General features: G+C 60.8%; 20 protein-coding genes and 1 pseudogene. 6 read left to right on the plus strand and 15 right to left on the minus strand.

The genetic code is table 11. The features are described 5' to 3' along the window. Positions 1-190: 190 nt before the first annotated feature. The 3 genes from ACM6HV_RS08315 to exbB are packed head-to-tail and all read right to left on the minus strand — an operon-like array spanning position 191 to position 2,328. Positions 191-940, minus strand: a complete 750-nt coding sequence (locus ACM6HV_RS08315; RefSeq protein WP_414903961.1) for an energy transducer TonB family protein — start codon at positions 938-940, stop codon at positions 191-193. Then, complete coding sequence (exbD, locus tag ACM6HV_RS08320) at positions 937-1,365, minus strand: TonB system transport protein ExbD (RefSeq protein WP_041071566.1); 429 nt, start codon at positions 1,363-1,365, stop codon at positions 937-939. Before exbD ends, ACM6HV_RS08315 begins: the two co-directional genes overlap by 4 nt. Before the next feature lie 6 nt (positions 1,366-1,371). Then, on the minus strand, positions 1,372-2,328 hold the full coding sequence (gene exbB / locus ACM6HV_RS08325) for a tonB-system energizer ExbB (RefSeq protein WP_108184206.1): 957 nt from the start codon (positions 2,326-2,328) through the stop codon (positions 1,372-1,374). A 188-nt stretch (positions 2,329-2,516) separates the two neighbouring features. On the opposite strand from exbB, the gene ACM6HV_RS08330 reads away from it, so the two are divergent. Continuing rightward, positions 2,517-3,374, plus strand: coding sequence for an SDR family oxidoreductase (locus tag ACM6HV_RS08330; RefSeq protein ID WP_145593708.1), 858 nt, complete (start codon positions 2,517-2,519; stop codon positions 3,372-3,374). A gap of 137 nt (positions 3,375-3,511) precedes the next feature. Here the strand turns inward: ACM6HV_RS08330 and ACM6HV_RS08335 are convergent, their stop codons facing one another. The 6 genes from ACM6HV_RS08335 to ACM6HV_RS08360 all read right to left on the minus strand — a co-directional run bounded on the left by ACM6HV_RS08335 (position 3,512) and on the right by ACM6HV_RS08360 (position 8,819). Then, positions 3,512-4,252 carry a hypothetical protein gene (locus ACM6HV_RS08335; protein ID WP_414903962.1) on the minus strand — a complete coding sequence of 247 codons (741 nt, stop codon included), beginning with the start codon at positions 4,250-4,252 and terminating at the stop codon, positions 3,512-3,514. A 73-nt stretch (positions 4,253-4,325) separates the two neighbouring features. Then, on the minus strand, positions 4,326-4,706 hold the full coding sequence (locus ACM6HV_RS08340; RefSeq protein WP_003229509.1) for a RidA family protein: 381 nt from the start codon (positions 4,704-4,706) through the stop codon (positions 4,326-4,328). A 24-nt stretch (positions 4,707-4,730) separates the two neighbouring features. Beyond that, positions 4,731-6,836, minus strand: coding sequence for a bifunctional GTP diphosphokinase/guanosine-3',5'-bis pyrophosphate 3'-pyrophosphohydrolase (gene spoT, locus ACM6HV_RS08345; protein ID WP_041071922.1), 2,106 nt, complete (start codon positions 6,834-6,836; stop codon positions 4,731-4,733). A gap of 57 nt (positions 6,837-6,893) precedes the next feature. Next, positions 6,894-7,157, minus strand: coding sequence for a DNA-directed RNA polymerase subunit omega (rpoZ, locus tag ACM6HV_RS08350; RefSeq protein ID WP_008030604.1), 264 nt, complete (start codon positions 7,155-7,157; stop codon positions 6,894-6,896). Between the two features lie 167 nt (positions 7,158-7,324). Then, a complete protein-coding gene (gene gmk / locus ACM6HV_RS08355) occupies positions 7,325-7,945 on the minus strand; it encodes a guanylate kinase (RefSeq protein WP_041071927.1) in 621 nt (206 codons plus the stop codon). Positions 7,946-7,955: 10 nt separating this feature from the next. Continuing rightward, complete coding sequence (locus tag ACM6HV_RS08360; RefSeq protein ID WP_414903963.1) at positions 7,956-8,819, minus strand: YicC/YloC family endoribonuclease; 864 nt, start codon at positions 8,817-8,819, stop codon at positions 7,956-7,958. A 270-nt stretch (positions 8,820-9,089) separates the two neighbouring features. Between ACM6HV_RS08360 and rph the strand changes: the two genes are divergently transcribed. Together rph and ACM6HV_RS08370 are read left to right on the plus strand one after the other, a co-directional pair. Next, a complete protein-coding gene (rph, locus tag ACM6HV_RS08365) occupies positions 9,090-9,812 on the plus strand; it encodes a ribonuclease PH (protein ID WP_027610407.1) in 723 nt (240 codons plus the stop codon). A gap of 29 nt (positions 9,813-9,841) precedes the next feature. Beyond that, on the plus strand, positions 9,842-10,210 hold the full coding sequence (locus ACM6HV_RS08370) for a DUF4870 domain-containing protein (RefSeq protein ID WP_003229492.1): 369 nt from the start codon (positions 9,842-9,844) through the stop codon (positions 10,208-10,210). An 82-nt stretch (positions 10,211-10,292) separates the two neighbouring features. On the opposite strand, the gene ACM6HV_RS08375 is transcribed toward ACM6HV_RS08370, so the two are convergent. Beyond that, positions 10,293-11,072: an exodeoxyribonuclease III gene (locus tag ACM6HV_RS08375; protein ID WP_007920349.1), complete on the minus strand. Its 780-nt coding sequence runs from the start codon at positions 11,070-11,072 to the stop codon at positions 10,293-10,295. A gap of 82 nt (positions 11,073-11,154) precedes the next feature. On the opposite strand from ACM6HV_RS08375, the gene pyrE reads away from it, so the two are divergent. Further along, positions 11,155-11,799: an orotate phosphoribosyltransferase gene (pyrE, locus tag ACM6HV_RS08380; protein WP_041071932.1), complete on the plus strand. Its 645-nt coding sequence runs from the start codon at positions 11,155-11,157 to the stop codon at positions 11,797-11,799. A 186-nt stretch (positions 11,800-11,985) separates the two neighbouring features. Here pyrE and argB read toward each other — a convergent pair whose 3' ends face one another. From argB to coaBC, 4 genes and pseudogenes are all read right to left on the minus strand, one after another. Next, on the minus strand, positions 11,986-12,891 hold the full coding sequence (argB, locus tag ACM6HV_RS08385; RefSeq protein WP_003229488.1) for an acetylglutamate kinase: 906 nt from the start codon (positions 12,889-12,891) through the stop codon (positions 11,986-11,988). A 17-nt stretch (positions 12,892-12,908) separates the two neighbouring features. Further along, positions 12,909-14,285: pseudogene (locus ACM6HV_RS08390) on the minus strand (phosphomannomutase/phosphoglucomutase); the annotation flags it as partial. Positions 14,286-14,608: 323 nt separating this feature from the next. After that, the gene (gene dut / locus ACM6HV_RS08395) at positions 14,609-15,064 is read right to left on the minus strand and encodes a dUTP diphosphatase (RefSeq protein ID WP_003229483.1); all 456 of its coding nucleotides are present in this window, start codon (positions 15,062-15,064) and stop codon (positions 14,609-14,611) included. Between the two features lie 5 nt (positions 15,065-15,069). Next, positions 15,070-16,278, minus strand: a complete 1,209-nt coding sequence (gene coaBC, locus ACM6HV_RS08400) for a bifunctional phosphopantothenoylcysteine decarboxylase/phosphopantothenate--cysteine ligase CoaBC (protein WP_041071937.1) — start codon at positions 16,276-16,278, stop codon at positions 15,070-15,072. A gap of 133 nt (positions 16,279-16,411) precedes the next feature. Between coaBC and radC the strand changes: the two genes are divergently transcribed. Next, positions 16,412-17,086 (plus strand): RadC family protein, encoded by a 675-nt coding sequence (radC, locus tag ACM6HV_RS08405; protein WP_041071940.1) that lies wholly within the window; start codon positions 16,412-16,414, stop codon positions 17,084-17,086. Between the two features lie 112 nt (positions 17,087-17,198). On the opposite strand, the gene ACM6HV_RS08410 is transcribed toward radC, so the two are convergent. Further along, complete coding sequence (locus ACM6HV_RS08410) at positions 17,199-18,785, minus strand: ABC transporter substrate-binding protein (protein WP_086792427.1); 1,587 nt, start codon at positions 18,783-18,785, stop codon at positions 17,199-17,201. A 447-nt stretch (positions 18,786-19,232) separates the two neighbouring features. On the opposite strand from ACM6HV_RS08410, the gene rpmB reads away from it, so the two are divergent. Continuing rightward, positions 19,233-19,466, plus strand: coding sequence for a 50S ribosomal protein L28 (rpmB, locus tag ACM6HV_RS08415; RefSeq protein ID WP_003229474.1), 234 nt, complete (start codon positions 19,233-19,235; stop codon positions 19,464-19,466). The last annotated feature ends 11 nt before the right edge of the window (positions 19,467-19,477 follow it).

Genomic DNA, 19,477 nt, shown 5'->3' on the forward strand with positions numbered 1-19,477 from the left:
CGGGCCAAGCATAACGGCTGCAATCGATAGACGCACGTTATCAGACTGAGTGAGGAATGCGACACTGGGCAATGTGAGTTTGCCGTTTATGGATGAGCTGAAAAACAAAAGATCGCAGCCTTCGGCAGCTCCTACAGGGGGCGAATACCTGTAGGAGCTGCCGAAGGCTGCGATCTTTTGATCTTGCTACTTAACGACGACGGTCCAGCGAGTACACAAACGGCGCGACAATTTCGATCGAGCCGTTGTTGAGCATGTCGGCCGGTGGCTTGGGCAGCGGTTGTGCGCGACGGATCATTTCCAGGGTGGCCCGATCCAGGTCGGCGTTGCCCGAGCGGCCCACCAGTTCGAACGACAACACATTGCCTTCAGCGTCGACGACGAAACGCAAACGGTTCACGCCTTCCTTGCCGCGAGCCTGCGCACTGGCCGGATACTTCTTGTACTTGCCCAAGTGCGCGAGCAGGGTGTTTTGCCAGCTGGCCTTGGCGGCCATTTGTGCGGGCGACGGTCCCGGTGTCGGCTGGGCGGATTTCTCCGTCGGTGCCTGGGTCGGCTGCGTCTCCGCCGGTTTTTCCTCGGAAGGTTTTTCCTTCACCGGCTCCGGTTTTTTCTCCACCGGTTTGGGCGGCTGCGGTTTCGGCTTTGGCTTGGGTTTGGGCTTTGGTACGGCAATCTCGGCCTTGGGTGCTTCAGCCAGTTTCGGAATCGGCAACTCTTCGACCGGAGCCGGTGGCTGCGGCGGTGTGACGACTTTCGGCGGAGCAGGCGGTGGCGGGGTCGGAACCGGTGCCAGCTCGACCATCATTGCCTGCGGCGGCAGTTCGATGGGCGGGCGGGCGGTCCAGTTCAGCGCCAGCGCGATGGCCAGCGCGTGAACGCCCAGCACCACGGCCAGGCTACCGCTGTAACGCGTCAGCTTATGGCGCGTCGTGATCATTTCTTGGCTGCGCTCTCAAGGCCCACCAGACCGACCTTCAGGTAACCGGCCGAGCGCAATTTATCCATCACGCTCATCAGGTCGCCGTAGTCCACACCCTTGTCGGCCTGGAAGAAGATGGTGGTGTCTTTTTTGCCCTGGGTCTTGGCGTCGAGCGTTGCGCCGAGGGTATCGGCGTTGACTTCGTCGTCGCCGATGTACAGGCGCTGATCAGCTTTTACGCTGAGGAACACCGGTTTCTCCGGGCGCGGCGCCGGTTTGGCGGTCGAGGCCGGCAGGTCGACCTTGATGTCCACAGTGGCCAGTGGCGCGGCCACCATGAAGATGATCAACAGCACCAGCATCACGTCGATGAACGGCGTGACGTTGATTTCGTGGTTCTCGGCCAGATCGTCGTCTGCGCCTTCTTTCAAATGCAGGCCCATGGCCGATTACCCCACTTTCACCATGTGTGGTTGCGAGCTGCTGCGCTCAGGCTGGTGATCGAGGTCACGGCTGACCAGCAACAGGACCTGCGCCGAAGCGTCGGACACCTGCGCCTTGTAGCCGGCGATGGAGCGGGCGAACACGTTGTAGATCACCACCGCAGGAATCGCAGCAACCAGACCCAGCGCGGTGGCCAGCAGCGCTTCGGCGATACCCGGCGCCACGACGGCGAGGTTGGTGGTCTGGGTCTTGGCGATGCCGATGAAGCTGTTCATGATGCCCCACACGGTGCCGAACAGGCCGACGAACGGCGCGGTGGAACCGATGGTGGCGAGGACGCCGGTGCCGCTGCTCATGTTGCGGCCACAGGCAGCGACCAGACGCTCAAGACGGAAGCTGACGCGCTCCTTGATGCCTTCTTTCTCGCGGCTGTTGACCGACAGGCGCATCTCTTCGAGGGCGTCGTGCACCAGCAGGTTGGCGAGGGTGCCTTCCTTTGCCGCAGTGGCGCTGGCTTCCTTGAGGGTGGCGGCTTTTTTCAGGGCAGCGATTTCACCACGCAGACGCCGCTTGGCACCCATCAGCTCGAAGCCTTTGGCGATCCAGATGGTCCAGGTGATGATGGAAGCGATGGCCAGGCCGATCATCACGATTTTCACGATGATGTCGGCGTTCTGGTACATGCCCCATGGCGACAGGTCGTGGGCCATGCCCAAGGTGTTGTCGGGTTCGAGCACTTCAGGGGCGTCTGCCGGGGCGGCGTCTACTGCCTGCACCGGATCGGTGGTGGCTGGCGCGGCTGCAGTTGGTGCGTGCTGTTCGGTGGCCGCCGGAGCGGTTGGCGCTTGTGCGTCGGCGAAAGCGGCGGTCGGTGCCAGCATCAGGCTGAGCAGCAGGGCCGCCACTGCGCTGAAGGCGCGAGGTCGTTTGGTTGGCGAAGCGGGGTTTTGATTACGTGTCATGCTGGCCGGACCTGAGGTAGAAAAACGGTAATGCTCTTCCAGGCCTCGTAAGGCCGAGAACAAAAGTGGGGTGCATTATTGCAAGTAATTCTTGTTAACAAAAGTAATAGAGTTTCTTTTTTTCCTTCATTGCTAGCCGTTCGTCCTGTACGAGGGCTAGTCTGTTCCTTTCTTTTGGGAGTTTTTTGATGTCCGCGCCTTCTGTTTTGATTGCCGGTTGTGGTGATGTCGGCAGTCGTCTGGCTACGCAATTGTTGGCCGCCGGCTGGGAGGTGCAGGGTCTGCGCCGTGATGTGTCGCGTTTGCCGGACGGCGTCATCGGCATCGCTGGTGATTTGTTCAAGGAAGATTGCCCGGAAAACTGGCCGTTCGGAGCAGTGGACTATCTGGTGTATTGCGCGGCGGCGACCGATCACGATGAAGCCGGTTATCGCGCCGCCTACGTACAGGGTTTGCAGAATGTGCTGAGCTGGCTGAATGACTTTGGCCAGGTGCCTGAGCGACTGCTGTTCGTGTCCAGCAGCAGCGTGTACGGGCAGCAGGAAGGGGAGTGGGTCGACGAACATTCAGAGACTGTCGCCAGCGGATACTCCGGGCGACTGATGCTTGAGGCCGAGCAAGTGGCGCTGAACAGCGGCATTCCGGCGAGCATCGTGCGCCTGACCGGCATTTACGGCCCGGGTCGTGAGTGGCTGCTGACCCAGGTGCGTCGCGGATATCGGGTGGCGGTCGAGCCGCCTCTGTACGGCAATCGCATTCACGCTGATGACGCGGCGGGGCTGATGGCGTTTCTGCTGCAGGCGGCTCACCGGGGCGAGCCATTGCAGGATATCTATATCGGTGTGGACGATGCGCCGGCACCGCTGGCCGAAGTGGTCGCCTGGCTGCGGGAGTATCTGGGGGTTACCGAATGGGCTGACGACGCCAGCGTACGCCGCACTGGCAGTAAACGCTGCAGCAATGCTCGTGCGAAGGCGCTGGGCTGGACGCCGAAATATCCGAGTTACCGCGAAGGTTATGCGGCGATTCTTGAAGGCAAGTGCTGATTCTCTGACACCACAAATCACTGTGGGAGCGGGCTTGCCCGCGATGGCGGCTTGGCAGTCAACTAAAGTGTTGAGTCTGATGGCCTCATCGCGGGCAAGCCCGCTCCCACAGGGTTATATATTGTTCTCAGGCGCGGTTACTGTTTCTCAAGCAACCACTTGCGCTCACCCGGGGTGAACTGCGGCATTTCATCCGCCAGTGCGGTATTCACTGCCTGGAAAATTTCCAGCGCCTTGCCTTTGCGGGCAAAGATCCAGTTGTTGCCCTGACCGTTGAGCTGCAGCCACATGCTGTCGTGGTCGCTGTTCATCGAGGCGCAGTCGCCTGCCAGGCACAGCGCGTAGCGGTCGGCGCCGGGCAGGCCGGACACCTGGCCGTCGGCCTGGAATTGCACGGTGTTGCCTTCGCCGTCGCCGCTGGCAATCTTCCAGCTGCCGCCCAGGTAAGCCGAATACAGTGCGCGTTCGAAGCTGGCACCGATTGGCGCGCCTTCCGGTACGGGGATTTGTGCGCGGTCGAACAACTGGTCGGGTTCGTTCTCGGTGGCGGCTTGTTTCATCCGGCCGCCGTCGCGTTTCAGCACGCTGCCGGAGCTGCCATAGAAGTCGACTTTCCAGGCGCCGGACTGTTCGCCCTGCAGCCGTCCTTCGACGTTCTCGAAACCGTTGGTGTAGCGGGCCTGACCGGCCTTGGTATTGACGTCCCACTCCAGGTTCGGGCCATAGGCCTGAAGCGCTTCGCGCAGGGGGCCGCCCTTGGCAGCGGCATCGATCGCCACCTGGTTGATCCAGGTGCCGCTGATGTCACGGTCGGCGGGGTCGCTGGCACAGCCGCCGAGGAAAATGGCGAGCAGCGAGAGAGCAAGCGCTTTGCGCATGGTGGAATCCTTTCAAAACCTTTTCTTTACCGCAGAGCAGTCGGCGCAGCGGTTGAAGGCTGCGCCGTGTGCATTACTCGATGACCAGGATGGCATCCATTTCGACTTGCGAACCCTTCGGCAGGGCTGCAACGCCGATGGCGGCGCGGGCCGGATAAGGCTGGTCGAAGTACTTGCCCATGATCTCGTTGACCTTGGCGAAGTGGCTCAGGTCGGTGAGGAAGATGTTCAGCTTGACGATGTCCTTGAAGGAACCACCGGCAGCTTCAGCCACGGCTTTGAGGTTCTCGAACACCTGGACGGTCTGGGCTTCGAAGCCTTCAACCAGCTCCATGGTCTTTGGGTCCAGAGGAATCTGGCCCGACATGTAGACAGTGTTGCCGGCCTTGATCGCCTGGGAGTAAGTACCGATGGCGGCTGGGGCCTTGTCGCTGGTGATAACAGTCTTGGTCATGTATGACTCCTTGTTAGGTGTGAATTAGGCACGCATGCGGGTGATGCGGATGACCCCGGTCAGGGCGCGCAGTTTCTTGATCACGCGGGCCAGGTGCACACGGTCGTGGACGCTGACCACCAGTTGGACGACGCTGATGCGGCCATCGCGCTCGTCCATGCTGATTTTCTCGATATTGCCGTCGGCCGCGTTGACACTGCTGGCCAGCAGCGCGATCAGGCCGCGCTGGTGCTCCAGCTCGACGCGCAGCTCGACGTTGAATTCGCCGGTGACATCCTTGGCCCACGAGAGCTGGATGCATTTTTCCGGGTTGTGCCTGATTTCGCTGATGTTGCGGCAGTTGTCCAGGTGCACGACCATGCCTTTGCCCGCCGACAGGTGGCCGACAATCGGGTCGCCCGGGATCGGCGTGCAGCACTTGGCGTAGCTCAGCACCAGCCCTTCGGTGCCGCGAATCGCCAGCGGACCTTCCGGACTCGGCAGCTGCTCGCCTTCGCCCAGCAGGCGGCGCGCCACGACATAGGCCATGCGGTTGCCCAGGCCGATGTCTTCGAGCAAATCTTCGATCAGTTCCAGACGATATTCGGCGAGCATTGCCTTGACGCGCTCGGCCGGGATCTTCTCCAGCGCGCTGTCGAAACCGTTGAGCACCTTGTTCAGCAGGCGTTCACCGAGGCTGATCGACTCGGAGCGGCGCTGCAGTTTCAGCGCATGACGGATGTGCGTGCGCGCCTTGCCGGTGACCACGAAGTTGAGCCACGCCGGGTTCGGCCGCGCGCCGGGCGCGCTGACGATCTCGACCGTGGAGCCGCTTTGCAGCGGCTCGGACAGCGGTGCGAGGCGGCGGTTGATCCGGCAGGCGATGCAGCTGTTGCCGACATCGGTGTGTACCGCGTAGGCAAAGTCGACCGCCGTGGAGCCTTTGGGCAGCTCCATGATCCGGCCTTTGGGCGTGAACACGTAGACCTCGTCCGGGAACAGGTCGATCTTCACGCTCTCGATGAATTCCAGCGAGTTGCCGGCACGTTGCTGCATTTCCAGCACGCCTTTGACCCATTGACGGGCGCGGGCGTGAGTGCCTTTCGGCTGCTCGTCACCGCTGGATTTGTACAGCCAGTGGGCGGCAATGCCGTTGTTGGCCATCTCTTCCATTTCGCGGGTACGGATCTGGATCTCGATCGGTACGCCGTGCATGCCGAACAACGTGGTGTGCAGTGACTGATAGCCGTTGGCCTTGGGGATCGCGATGTAATCCTTGAAGCGCCCCGGCAACGGCTTGTACAAATTATGCACGGCACCCAGCACGCGGTAGCAGGTATCGACCTTGTCGACGATGATCCGGAACGCATAGACGTCCATGATCTCGTTGAAGGCCCGACGCTTGCCGCGCATTTTCTTGTAGATGCCGTAGAGGTGTTTCTGGCGTCCGCTGACTTCGCCCTGGATGCCGTCGATTGCGAGGCAATGGCCAAGGGATTCTTCGATCTTGTTGACGATTTCCTTGCGGTTGCCCCGGGCGCGCTTGACCGCCTGGTAAATCCGCGCGGAACGCATCGGGTGCATCGCCTTGAAGCCGAGGTCTTCGAACTCGATACGAATCGCGTGCATGCCCAGCCGGTTGGCGATGGGCGCGTAGATTTCGAGGGTTTCCTTGGCGATGCGGCGGCGTTTTTCCCCGGACAACACCTCCAGCGTGCGCATGTTGTGCAGGCGGTCGGCGAGTTTGACCAGGATCACGCGAATGTCGCGGGCCATGGCCATGGCCATTTTCTGGAAGTTCTCGGCCTGGGCTTCGGCCTTGGTCTCGAAGTTCATCTGGGTCAGTTTGCTGACCCCGTCGACCAGTTCGGCCACGGTTTCACCGAACTGCGCTTGCAGCGCTTCCTTGGCGATACCGGTGTCTTCGATCACGTCATGCAGCATCGCCGCCATCAGGCTCTGATGGTCCATGTGCATGTCGGCAAGAATATTCGCCACCGCAAGAGGATGCGTGACGTACGCCTCGCCGCTGCGACGGCGCTGACCGTCATGGGCTTGTTCGGCGTAGAAATACGCTCGGCGGACCAGGTTGACCTGGTCGTTGCCGAGGTAGGTCGATAAGCGATCGGCGAGGGCGTCTATGCTCGGCATGATGACTCCTGCCGTAGGCTGTGTTCCCGCGCCGTGCTACGTCGACCAGGCATAGGCTTAGACGGCCTCGTTGGACTCGTCCTCGAAAGCAGCGAAGAGCGGTTCATCCTGGACGATTTCCTGCTCGGCGATGAACTCGTAGCTCATCAGGCCTTCAGCGATTTCACGCAGGGCGACAACGGTCGGCTTGTCGTTTTCCCACTGGACCAGTGGCTCTTTGCCGCCGGTGGCCAGTTGACGGGCACGCTTGGTAGAGAGCATGACCAGCTCAAAGCGGTTTTCCACGTGTTCTAGGCAGTCTTCAACGGTTACGCGGGCCATGGTATTCCTCGGAGCGAATGCAATATGCGCGCTGCCCGGTTGGGCGAGCGGACTCAACAGTTTAAAAAATCACCAGCGATTAGGGAAGCGCTGATTTTTTGACCAGACCCTTCAACGCGCTGCAGGCACCAATGTAAAGCGCTTGCAGCGGTTTTGGGAAGTGCTGATTAACCCAGCAATTCAGCCAGCAATCTGCCGAAACGCACTTGCTGGCGCTTCTGCTGCAGCTGATTGGCACGGAAAATCGCTTTCAGATCGTCCAGCGCGTGGGCGAAATCATCGTTGATGATCAAGTAATCGTATTCGACGTAGTGGCTCATCTCGCTGACCGCTTCGCGCATCCGGCCGTCGATGATCTCGTCGCTGTCCTGGCCACGGTTGGTCAGGCGCTGGTGCAGGGCCTGCAGCGACGGCGGCAGGATGAAGATCGAGCGGGCTTGCGGCATCAACTTGCGGACCTGCTCGGCGCCTTGCCAGTCGATCTCCAGAATCAGGTCGTGGCCTTCGTCCAGCGTCTGCTGCAGACGGCTTTGCGAGGTGCCGTAGAAGTTGCCGAAGACTTCGGCGCGTTCGAGGAAGTCGCCGTGCTCGCCCATCTTCACGAACTCTTCGCGGGTCACGAAGTGGTAGTTCACGCCATCCACTTCGCCCGGGCGCATGGCGCGGGTGGTGTGGGAAATCGAGACGCGGATTTCCGGGTTGGTGTCGGTCAACGCCTTGACCAGGCTGCTCTTGCCCGCGCCCGAAGGGGCGGAAATGATGTACAGGGTGCCGGTGTGGTGGGTCATGTCTGTTGCCTTACTCAATATTCTGCACTTGTTCGCGCATCTGCTCGATCAACACCTTGAGGTTGACGGCGGCCTGGGTGCTGCGCGGGTCGAAGGCCTTGGAGCCCAGTGTGTTGGCTTCGCGGTTGAGTTCCTGCATCAGGAAGTCGAGGCGCCGGCCAGCAGCGCCGCCGGACTTGAGCACCCGGCGGACTTCAATGATGTGGGTGCTCAGGCGATCCAGTTCTTCGGCCACATCGCTCTTTTGCGCGAGCATGACCATCTCCTGTTCCAGACGCTGCGGATCCAGTTCGGCCTTCATGTCGGCGAAGCGGTCGAGGACTTTCTGGCGCTGGGTCGCGAGCATCTGCGGCACCAGTTCACGCAGGGTCACGACGTCTTCTTCTATGGAAGTCAGGCGCTCGTTGATCAGGCGTGCCAGCTCCGCGCCTTCGCGCTCGCGGCCGGCCTTGAGTTCCTTGAGACCTTGATTGAACAACGCCAGCGCATCGGCATTCAGCGCCTGTGGATCAGTCGCGTCGGCCACCAGCACGCCGGGCCAGGCCAGCACTTCCAGCGGGTTCAGTGCCGCCGGGTTGTTGATCAACCCGGCAACGGTTTCGGCGGCGGCGACCAATTGTGCGGCGCGCTCGCGGTCGACCTGCAACGGCTTGCCGGCGCTTTCTTCGGTGAAGCGCAGGGTGCATTCCAGTTTGCCCCGCGACAGGCCCTGACGCAGGGCTTCACGCACTGAGCCCTCGAGGTCGCGGAACGACTCCGGAAGACGCAGGTGCGGTTCCAGATAGCGGCTGTTGACCGAGCGCAGTTCCCAGCTCAGGGTGCCCTGGGCGCCGGCTTTCTCAACGCGGGCGAAGGCGGTCATGCTGTGCACCATGGCGGTGACCTCGCAATGCAGATCGGCGCAGAAGGGATGTTCCGCAGGCTCGATATCAATGAATTTAAGCCGACTGGCAGCAAAGGCGCAGGATTGTAGCGCAGTGCGGCGGATGCGCCCAAACACACGGTGTGACAAAGGGCTGCAGGCCGTCGGTTATGCGTGTTTCAGGGTCGTGGGTCGACGGCCGGAATTTTTAACCCGTGCCCAGGCGCGGTGCAGCGCTCTATAATGCTCGGCAGTTTTCCGTCCCCAGTACAGGTATTCCCTATGAAACGTCCAAGTGGTCGCGCTGCCGATCAGCTCCGCTCGATCCGCATTACCCGCAACTACACCAAACACGCCGAGGGATCCGTACTGGTCGAATTCGGTGATACCAAGGTCATCTGCACCGTCAGCGTCGAAAACGGCGTGCCGCGTTTCCTCAAAGGCCAGGGCCAGGGCTGGTTGACTGCCGAGTACGGCATGCTGCCGCGCGCCACTGGCGAGCGTAACCAGCGTGAAGCGAGCCGTGGCAAGCAGGGCGGTCGCACCCTGGAAATCCAGCGCCTGATCGGCCGTTCGCTGCGCGCTGCGCTGGACATGTCCAAGTTGGGCGACGTGACCCTGTACGTCGACTGCGACGTGATCCAGGCTGACGGCGGCACTCGCACCGCCTCCATCACCGGTGCCATGGTTGCACTGGTCGACGCGCTGAAAGTGATCAAGAAGCGTGGCGGCCTGAAAGGCGGCGACCCGCTCAAGCAAATGATCGGCGCGGTGTCGGTCGGCATGTATCAGGGCGAGCCGGTGCTGGATCTGGACTATCTTGAAGATTCCGCTGCCGAGACCGACCTCAACGTGGTGATGACCAGCACTGGAGGCTTCATCGAAGTCCAGGGCACCGCCGAAGGCGCGCCGTTCCAGCCTGAAGATCTGAACGCCATGCTGGAACTGGCGAAGAAAGGCATGAACGAAATCTTCGAACTGCAAAAGGCCGCACTGGCCGACTGAGCAGGTTTGTAACCCGCAAGGAGGACGCGATGAGTGATGAGCAAGAGTTGCTGCCCAAACCGAGCCAGGAGGTTCGCCAATGGGCGATGTTTTGTCACTTGTCCGCCTTGCTGGGGATCTGGATTCCGTTCGGCAACCTGATCGGGCCGCTGATTCTGTGGCAGATGAAGCGCGAAACTGATCCGTTCATCGACGCTCAGGGCAAAGAGGCACTGAATTTCCAGATCACCGTGGCGATTGCTGCCGCGATCTGTCTGCTGCTGATGGTGTTGATCATCGGCTTCTTCTTGCTGGGCCTGCTGGCCATTGGGGCGCTGGTGTTGACGATCATTGCCGGGGTGAAGGCGAACGAAGGGTTTCCCTACCGTTATCCGTTCACCTGGCGGTTGATCAAATAACGATCAGCACAAATGACCTGTAATCAGCGCGCACAAAAAAGCCGACAGTGATGTCGGCTTTTTTGCATTCACGAATCGACGCTTAGATGGTCAGCGTCCAGTCGTAGTCGACGATCAGCGGCGCGTGCTGCGAGAACCGTGGCTGCCGCGGCAGGCGTGCACTGCGCACGAAGCGTCGCAGGCCCGGGGTCAGGATCTGGTAGTCGAAACGCCAGCCCAGATTGAGCATCTCGGCCTGTTCGTTGTCCGGCCACCAGCTGTACTGATCGCCTTCGCGGCTGACTTCGCGCAGGGCATCGACGTAACCCATGTTGCCGACAATCTCGTCCATCCAGGCGCGTTCCGGCGCCAGGAAGCCCGGGGATTGCTGGCTGTCGCGCCAGTTCTTGATGTCGAGCTTCTGCTGCGCCACGTACAGCGAGCCACAATAAATGTACTCGCGACGTTTACGCCGCTGCTTGTCCAGGTACTTGCCGAAGTCGTCCATGAGCTTGAACTTCTGGTTCAAGTCCTCATCGCCGTTCATCCCCGAAGGGAGCAGCAAGGTGGCAATACTGACTTTGTCGAAATCTGCTTGCAGGTAGCGCCCGTAGCGGTCGGCCGTCTCGAAACCGAGACCGCTGATGACAGCCTTCGGTTGCAACCGCGAATACAAAGCCACGCCACCTTGGGCAGGGACTTCAGCATCGCAGGCATAAAGGAAGTAGCCATCCAGTTGGAAGGCTGGGTCATCCAGTTCAAAGGCGGAGGCACGGGTGTCCTGCAGGCAGATGACGTCGGCATTCTGAGCTTGCAGCCAACTGAGCAAACCACGCTCGACTGCCGCCTGAATACCATTGACGTTCACACTGATGATCCGCATAAATGGCCCCAAAAATCGCGTGCGTGTATGATACACGGCGTCAAGCTAATTAGCTAAATCCGTGGTATTTGGGGTTTTTTTCATGCAAGCGTATCAGCGCGATTTCATTCGTTTTGCCATCGATCGCGGCGTTTTGCGCTTCGGTGAGTTCACCCTGAAGTCCGGGCGCACCAGTCCTTACTTCTTCAACGCCGGCCTGTTCAACACGGGCTCGGCCCTGGCGCAGCTGGGGCGTTTCTACGCGGCAGCCATCGCCGAAAGCGGCATTTCTTTCGACGTCCTGTTTGGCCCAGCCTACAAAGGCATCCCGCTGGCGGCAACCACTGCCGTCGCGCTGGCCGAGCATCACGACCGCGACCTGCCGTGGTGCTTCAACCGCAAGGAAGCCAAGGCCCACGGCGAAGGCGGCAGTCTGGTCGGCGCTCCGCTGACCGGCGACGTGCTGATCATCGACGACGTGATCACCGCCGGCACCGCGATCCGCGAAGTGATGCAGATCATCGCCTCCCAGGATGGCGCCAAGGCCGCTGGCGTGTTGATCGCCCTGAATCGTCAGGAGCGTGGCAACGGCGAGTTGTCGGCAATCCAGGAAGTCGAGCGTGATTTCGGTATTCCGGTGATCAGCATCGTTTCGCTGAACCAGGTGCTGGAATTCCTCGCTGACGATCCGCAGCTCAAGCAGCATCTGCCGGCTGTGGAAGCGTACCGCGCTCAGTTCGGCGTCTGATGTCGTAGGTGCTTTTGTGGCGAGGGAGCTTGCTCCCGCTTGAGTGCGCAGCGCTCACAATATTTTGGGGCCGCTTCGCAACCCAGCGGGAGCAAGCTCCCTCGCCACAAAAGAGATGGAATGCCGCAGGCAAAAAAAGACCCCGCTCAGTCAGGCTGAGCGGGGTCTTTTGGTTTCCGCGACGGCTTACGGACGCTTGCGATTGCTGATCAGCGTACCCACACCGGTATCGGTGAAGATTTCCAGCAGGATCGCGTTCGGTACGCGACCGTCGATGATCAGCGAGCTGCCGACACCGCCCTGAACCGCTTCCAGAGCGCAGCGAATCTTCGGCAGCATGCCGCCGTAGATGGTGCCATCGGCGATCAGGTCGTCGACCTGCTGGGTGCTCAGGCCGGTCAACACAGTGCCCGACTTGTCCATCAGGCCGGCGATGTTGGTCAGCAGCATCAGCTTCTCGGCTTTCAGCGCCTCGGCGACCTTGCCGGCCACCAGGTCAGCGTTGATGTTGTACGACTCGCCGTTTTCACCGACGCCGATTGGCGCGATCACCGGGATGAAGTTGCCTTTGACCAGCAGATTCAACAGTTCAGTGTTGATCCCGACCACTTCACCGACCTGACCGATGTCGATGATTTCCGGCTGGGTCATCTCCGGGGTCTGGCGGGTGACGGTCAGTTTCTTCGCACGAATCAGCCCGGCGTCTTTACCGGTCAGGCCGATGGCGCTGCCACCGTGACGGTTGATCAGGTTGACGATGCTTTTATTGACCTGGCCGCCGAGGACCATTTCCACCACGTCCATGGTCGCGGCGTCGGTGACGCGCATGCCATCGACAAAGTGGCTTTCGATCGACAGGCGTTTGAGCAGATCACCGATCTGCGGGCCGCCGCCGTGAACCACCACCGGGTTGATGCCCACGGCTTTCATCAAGACGATGTCGCGGGCAAAGCCGGTTTTCAGCTCCTCGCTTTCCATCGCGTTGCCGCCGTATTTGATCACCAAGGTCTTGCCGACATAACGTCGGATGTAAGGCAACGCTTCGGACAGGACCTGGGCGGTGTGGGCGGCGGCTTCGCGTTCGAGGGTCATTCAGGGCTCCGGGTGAATCAGAACGGTAGTTGGAGATCAGGTGCAACGCGTTTCAGTTGGGTGTGGAACACCGCCTTGATACGCGCAAGTTCTGCCTCGTCATCGGCCTCGAAACGCAGCACCAGCACCGGTGTGGTGTTGGAGGCGCGCACCAGGCCCCAGCCTTTGGCGTAATCGACTCGCACGCCGTCAATGGTGGTCAGGTCAGCGCCTGGGCCCCACTGTGCGTCGTGCAGTGCATCAATGATGCTGAATTTGCTCTCTTCGGTCACATGGATATTGATTTCCGGCGTAGAAATATCGTTCGGGAAGGTCGCAAACAGCTCTTCGGCGGTGGATTTTTCCTTGCTGAGAATCTCCAGCAGCCGTGCGGCGCTGTAAATACCGTCGTCGAAACCGAACCAGCGCTCCTTGAAGAAGATGTGCCCGCTCATCTCGCCGGCCAATAGAGCGCCGGATTGTTTCATTTTCTTTTTGATCAACGAATGACCGGTCTTCCACATTAGCGGGCGACCACCGTATTCCTTGATCAGCGGCACCAGGCGGCGGGTGCATTTGACGTCGAAGATGATTTCCGCGTCAGGATTGCGCGCCACCACGTCGCGGGCAAACAGCATCAGCAGGCGATCCGGGTAGACGATGCTGCCGGTATTGGTCACCACGCCGACACGGTCGCCGTCGCCGTCGAAGGCCAGGCCGAGATCGGCGTTGGTTTCCTTGACCTTGGCGATCAGGTCGACGAGGTTCTCGGGTTTGCCCGGGTCCGGGTGGTGGTTGGGGAAGTTGCCGTCGACTTCGCAGAACAGCGGGATGACCTCGCAGTTCAGCGCTTCGATCAGTTGCGGAGCGATCACGCCGGCCGCGCCGTTGCCGCAGTCGACCACGACTTTCAGGCGGCGGGCCAGTTTGACGTCCTGGACGATTTCGGTGGTGTAGCGGTCAAGGATTTCGACTTGAGTGACGCTGCCCTGACCGCTCGTCAGGTCATTGGTCTTGATGCGCTCGTGCAGCACCTGGATCTGCTCGTTGGCGAGGGTGTCGCCGGCGATCACGATCTTGAAGCCGTTGTAGTTCGACGGGTTGTGGCTACCGGTGAGCATTACGCCAGACTTGCCGGCCAGCACGTTGGCCGCGTAGTACAGCGCCGGGGTCGGAACCAGGCCAACGTCGTTGACATGGCAGCCGCTCTCGGCGATACCGCGGATCAGTTCGGCAACCAGCTCCGGGCCGGACAGACGCCCGTCGCGGCCGACCGACACGTTCGGTTCACCCTGGGCCAGGCTCTGCGAGCCGATGGCGCGGCCAATCCAGTACGCGGTTTCGGCATTGAGGAATTCCGGCACGGTGCCGCGAATGTCATAGGCGCGGAAGATGCTGTCAGGTAGCTTCGGGGCGATCTTGGCTGGGGTGCTCATCTGCACAAATGCTCCATCTCGAAAAGGGCGGGACAGACCGACGATTCACTCGACGGCAGGCTCAAACTGAAGGGTATGACGGCGTTTTCCACAGAGAGTTCGTGGTGTGAAAGGGCCATGACGCCTCGGCTGGCGTGGCTTTTGGCCGGCAAAACCTTGATTTTCGGTGTTAAACCTTCCGTGTGAATCTGCACAAATTCCCCCTGTAGGAGCTGCCGCAGGCTGCGATCTTTTGATCTTGCTCTTGAAAAACAAAGTCAAAAGATCGCAGCCTGCGGCAGCTCCTACAGGGAGGCATTCGGTTATTTCGTGCCGGTATGACCGAAGCCGCCCGCGCCGCGCTCGGTTTCGACGAACTCTTCCACCATTTCGAAGTGCGCCTGTACTACCGGCACCAGCACCAGCTGCGCCAGACGCTCGCCGACGGTCATGGTGAAGTCGCTCTGGCCACGGTTCCAGCAGGACACCATCAGCGGGCCCTGGTAATCCGAGTCGATCAGGCCGACGAGGTTGCCCAGCACGATGCCGTGCTTGTGGCCCATGCCCGAGCGCGGCAGGATCAGCGCGGCGAGGTTCGGGTCGCCGATGTAGACCGACAGGCCGGTAGGGATCAGCACGGTTTCACCCGGCTTGATCACGATGTCCTGCTCCAGCATGGCGCGCAGGTCGAGGCCGGCAGAGCCTGGAGTGGCGTATTGTGGCAGCGGGAATTCGGTACCGATGCGGGGGTCGAGGATCTTGGCTTGCAAAGCGTGCATGTAAATTAAACCTGGTTCAGACGTTCGGCGATAAAAGTGACCAGTTGGCGAGCAATCTTGCCCTTGCTGGTCTGGGCGAAAACGGTGGCGTGAAGCTCACGGTCGATCACGCTGCAGGCGTTTTCTTCGCTGTTGAACCCGATGCTCGGATTGGCCACGTCGTTGGCGACGATCAAATCGAGATTCTTGTCTTTCAGCTTGCGTGCAGCGTAGTCGAGCAGGTGTTCGGTCTCGGCGGCGAAGCCGACACTGAACGGGCGGTCGGGACGGGTTGCGATGGTGGCCAGGATGTCCGGGTTACGCACCATTTGCAGGACGAAGCCGTCGCCGCTTGTAGGGTCTTTCTTGAGTTTTTGCGGGGCAACGACTTCCGGACGGTAGTCCGCCACCGCTGCCGAGGCGATGAACACATCGCACGGGATGGCGGATTCGCACGCCGCGAGCATGTCGCGGGCACTGACCACGTCGATGCGGGTGACGCGATCCGGCGTTGGCAGGTGCACCGGGCCGCTGATCAGGGTCACGCGGGCGCCGGCTTCCACCGCCGCTTCCGCCAAGGCGAAGCCCATTTTCCCGGAGCTGTGGTTGGTGATGTAGCGCACCGGGTCGATGTTTTCCTGAGTCGGGCCTGCGGTGATCACTACGTGCTTGCCGGTCAGTGCCTGACGCTGGAAACAATCCGCCGCACACTGCGCCAGATCGGTGGCTTCCATCATCCGGCCCATGCCGACGTCGCCGCAGGCCTGGCTGCCGGAGGCTGGGCCGAAGGTCTTCAGGCCACGGCTTTCCAGCAGTTGCAGGTTGGCCTGGGTTGCCGGATCGCGCCACATGGCCTGGTTCATCGCCGGCGCGACCGCCACCACGGCGTCGGTAGCAAGAACCAGCGTGGTCAGCAAATCGTTGGCGATGCCCTGGGCCAGACGGGCGATCAGGTCGGCGGTGGCCGGGGCGATCAGCACCAGATCGGCCCACTTGGCCAGCTCGATGTGGCCCATCGCCGCTTCGGCTGCCGGGTCGAGCAAGTCCAGGTGAACCGGGTGCCCGGACAGGGCCTGCATGGTCAGCGGGGTGATGAATTCGGCGCCACCATGGGTCATGACCACGCGCACTTCAGCGCCCTGGTCGATCAGGCGACGAACCAGATCGGCGCTCTTGTAGGCTGCAATGCCGCCGCCGACGCCCAGAACGATGCGTTTCCGATACAGCCGCTGCATAGGTCTGCCTTTCATTTCGTGGTTGATACGTGGCGAAACCCCCTCCCCAGGGTGAATTCGCCCGCAAAAAAGATGGGCTACGATATCACAGCGACCGCTACGGAACAGCGGCGCCCACAGACAAGGAAGGTGTATGAGTATTCGCGATTGGCCGGCGGCGGAGCGGCCGCGAGAAAGGTTGTTGGAACAGGGCCCTGCGAGCCTTTCAGACGCCGAGTTGCTGGCGATTTTTTTGCGTACGGGAGTCGCTGGAAAAAGCGCAGTGGACCTGGCGCGACACTTGTTGAATCAGTTCGGCAGCCTGCGTTTGTTGCTTGAGGCCGATCAGGAAGCATTCAGCAAACAGTTGGGGCTGGGGCCCGCAAAGTTTGCGCAGTTGCAGGCTGCTCAAGAAATGAACCGCCGCTATCTGGCCGAACGCTCACGTAGAGAGCCGGCACTGGAGAATCCACAGGCTGTTCGGGATTACCTCAAATCCATGCTGCGCCATGAGCCCCACGAGGTGTTTGGCTGCCTGTTTCTTGATTCCAAGCATCAAGTGCTGACGTTCGAGGCGCTGTTTCGCGGCTCGATCGACAATACCAGTGTGCATCCCCGGGAAGTGGTGAAGCGCTCATTGGCCAACAACGCGGCGGCGGTGATTCTCTGCCACAACCATCCATCGGGGAACAGCGATCCGAGCCAGGCGGATCGGCAACTGACCAAGCGCTTGCAGAAGGCTCTGGACCTGATTGATGTACGGGTGCTGGATCACTTCATCATTGGCGACGGCGAGCCGCTGTCGATGGCGGAGTGTGGCTGGATGTAGCCGGCCTACCCCCTGTAGGAGCTGCCGGAGGCTGCGATCTTTTGATTTTGTTTTTCAGATCAAAAGATCGCAGCCTCCGGCAGCTCCTACAGGGGGATTGTGCTGTGGTGGGTTATTTCAGGTTGACCTTGGAGTAATCCTGCCGCCCAAACGGGCTCACGGAGTAACCCTGCACATCCTTGCGCGTCAGCGCATAAGCGGTCGGGTGTGCCAGCGGCAGCCACAGCGCCTGCTGCTGAATTTGTGCCTGTGCCTGTTCATACAACTTGGTGCGCACGCCTTGCTCGCTGGTGGTTTTGCCGGCGCTGATCAGCTTGTCCAGGTCGGCATTGCAGTAGCGGGCGAAGTTGGTGCCGGACTTGACCGCTGCGCAGGAAAACTGCGGCGTGAGGAAGTTGTCCGGGTCACCGTTGTCGCCGGCCCAGCCCATGAACAGCAGGTCATGCTCGCCCGCCTTGGCGCGGCGAATCAGTTCGCCCCACTCGATCACGCGGATTTCCGCCTGAATGCCGATTTCCGCCAGGTCCGATTGCAGCAACTGTGCGCCCAGACTCGGGTTCGGGTTGAGCAGGCTGCCGGACGGACGCGTCCAGATGGTGGTCTGGAAGCCGTCCTTGAGTCCGGCCTTGGCCAGCAGCGCCTTGGCTTTGGCCACGTCGTGCGGATAGCCCGGCAGGTTCTTCGCGTAGCTCCAGGTGTTCGGCGGGTAAGGGCCGTTGGCCGGTTCGGCAGTGTCTTCGAACACGGCTTTGACGTAGTTGGCCTTGTCAAAGGCGAGGTTGATCGCCTGGCGCACTTCCGGTTTGTCGAGCGGTGGATGCTGGCTGTTGATGCCGACGAAAGCGGTCATGAATGCGTCAGTCTTTTCCACTTTCAGCGTCGGTTCTTCCTGCGCGGCCTTCACGTCCAGCGGTTTTGGCGACAGAGCGATCTGGCACTCGTTGCGCCGCAGTTTTTGCAGGCGCACGTTGGCGTCAGGGGTGATGGCGAAGATCAGCGGATCGACCGCAGGCTTGCCGCCAAAGTAGTCCGGGTTGGCCTTGTAGCGCACCGAGGCGTCTTTCTGGAATCGCGTGAACACGAACGGGCCGGTGCCGATCGGTTGGCTGTTGAGCTTGTCGGTGGCGTCGGCCTTGAGCAGCTTGTCCGCATATTCGGCGGAATAGATGGAGGCGAAGCCCATGCTCAGTGTCGCGAGGAACGTCGAATCCGGGTGGTCAAGGGTAAAGCGCACGGTCAGCGGGTCGAGTGCGTCGATCTTCTTGATCAACGTCGGCAACTGCATGGACTGGGCGTGCGGGAATCCGCTTTGCGCCACTTTGTGCCATGGGTTGGCGGGATCGAGCATGCGGTCGAAGCTGAACTTGACGTCTTCGGCGCTCAGGGTGCGGGTCGGCTTGAAATAGTCAGTGCTGTGAAACTTCACCTGCGGGTGCAGCTTGAACACGTAACTCAGGCCATCGGGGCTGACTTCCCAGCTGTCGGCCAGGCTTGGCACGACTTTGCCGCTGGCGGTGTCGAAGTCCACCAGGCGGTTCATCAGTACGTCGGCCGAGGCATTGGTGGTGGTCAGCGAGTTGTATTGCACCACGTCGAACCCTTCAGGGCTGGCCTCGGTGCACACACTCAGGGCGGCAGCCTGGGCCAATGGGCTCAGCAGAAGCGGGGCGAGCAACAGGGGTAGGGCAGCGAGGCGCATGGTCGGCTTCCTTTACAGATCGAAGGCCCATCTGCAGGTGCAGTCTGGAAAAGGGTTACCCTAGAGGGCTGGATTGCAAATGACTATCCCCTTTTTGCATTTTTCGGGCCGGGACAGTGGTGCTTCTCAGACCGCAACGCGCTGGGAAAAGTCTCAAGCGCGCTCAAGGGCGGTTTTCTGCGACGAGTGGTCAAAACGCGCCTCAGCCTTTATCCAAAGCGTCCGCAGCCGGAAAATGCGCGTTTTTACCGGTCGATTGCACATCCATTGTTGTTGCACCCCGGTCTTTCTGGTATAAAGCAGCGCTCTTTTCTAGGGGCCCGGTTCCTTCACTGTAGGTGTAGCCGGTAAGACCTCTAAAGAAACGCGGCGCCTGGCGCCAAATGACTGAGAGATTAAGCGGCCAACCCATGCCGGGTTGGGCATGTGGTTTTAGAGGGCTGAGGCATGTCGAGAGTATGTCAAGTTACCGGTAAGGGTCCGGTAACCGGGAATAACATTTCCCACGCAAACAACAAAACCCGTCGTCGTTTCCTGCCGAACCTGCAGCATCACCGCTTCTGGGTTGAAGAAGAGAAACGTTTCGTACGCCTGCGCGTTTCCGCCAAAGGCATGCGTATCATCGACAAGCGTGGCATCAGCGTTGTGCTGGCCGAGCTGCGTCGCGACGGCAAGATTTAAGGGAGCTAATC

This window comes from Pseudomonas sp. IT-P260 (genome assembly GCF_949768395.1).
In the GTDB taxonomy this organism is placed as follows: Bacteria; Pseudomonadota; Gammaproteobacteria; order Pseudomonadales; family Pseudomonadaceae; genus Aquipseudomonas; species Aquipseudomonas parakoreensis.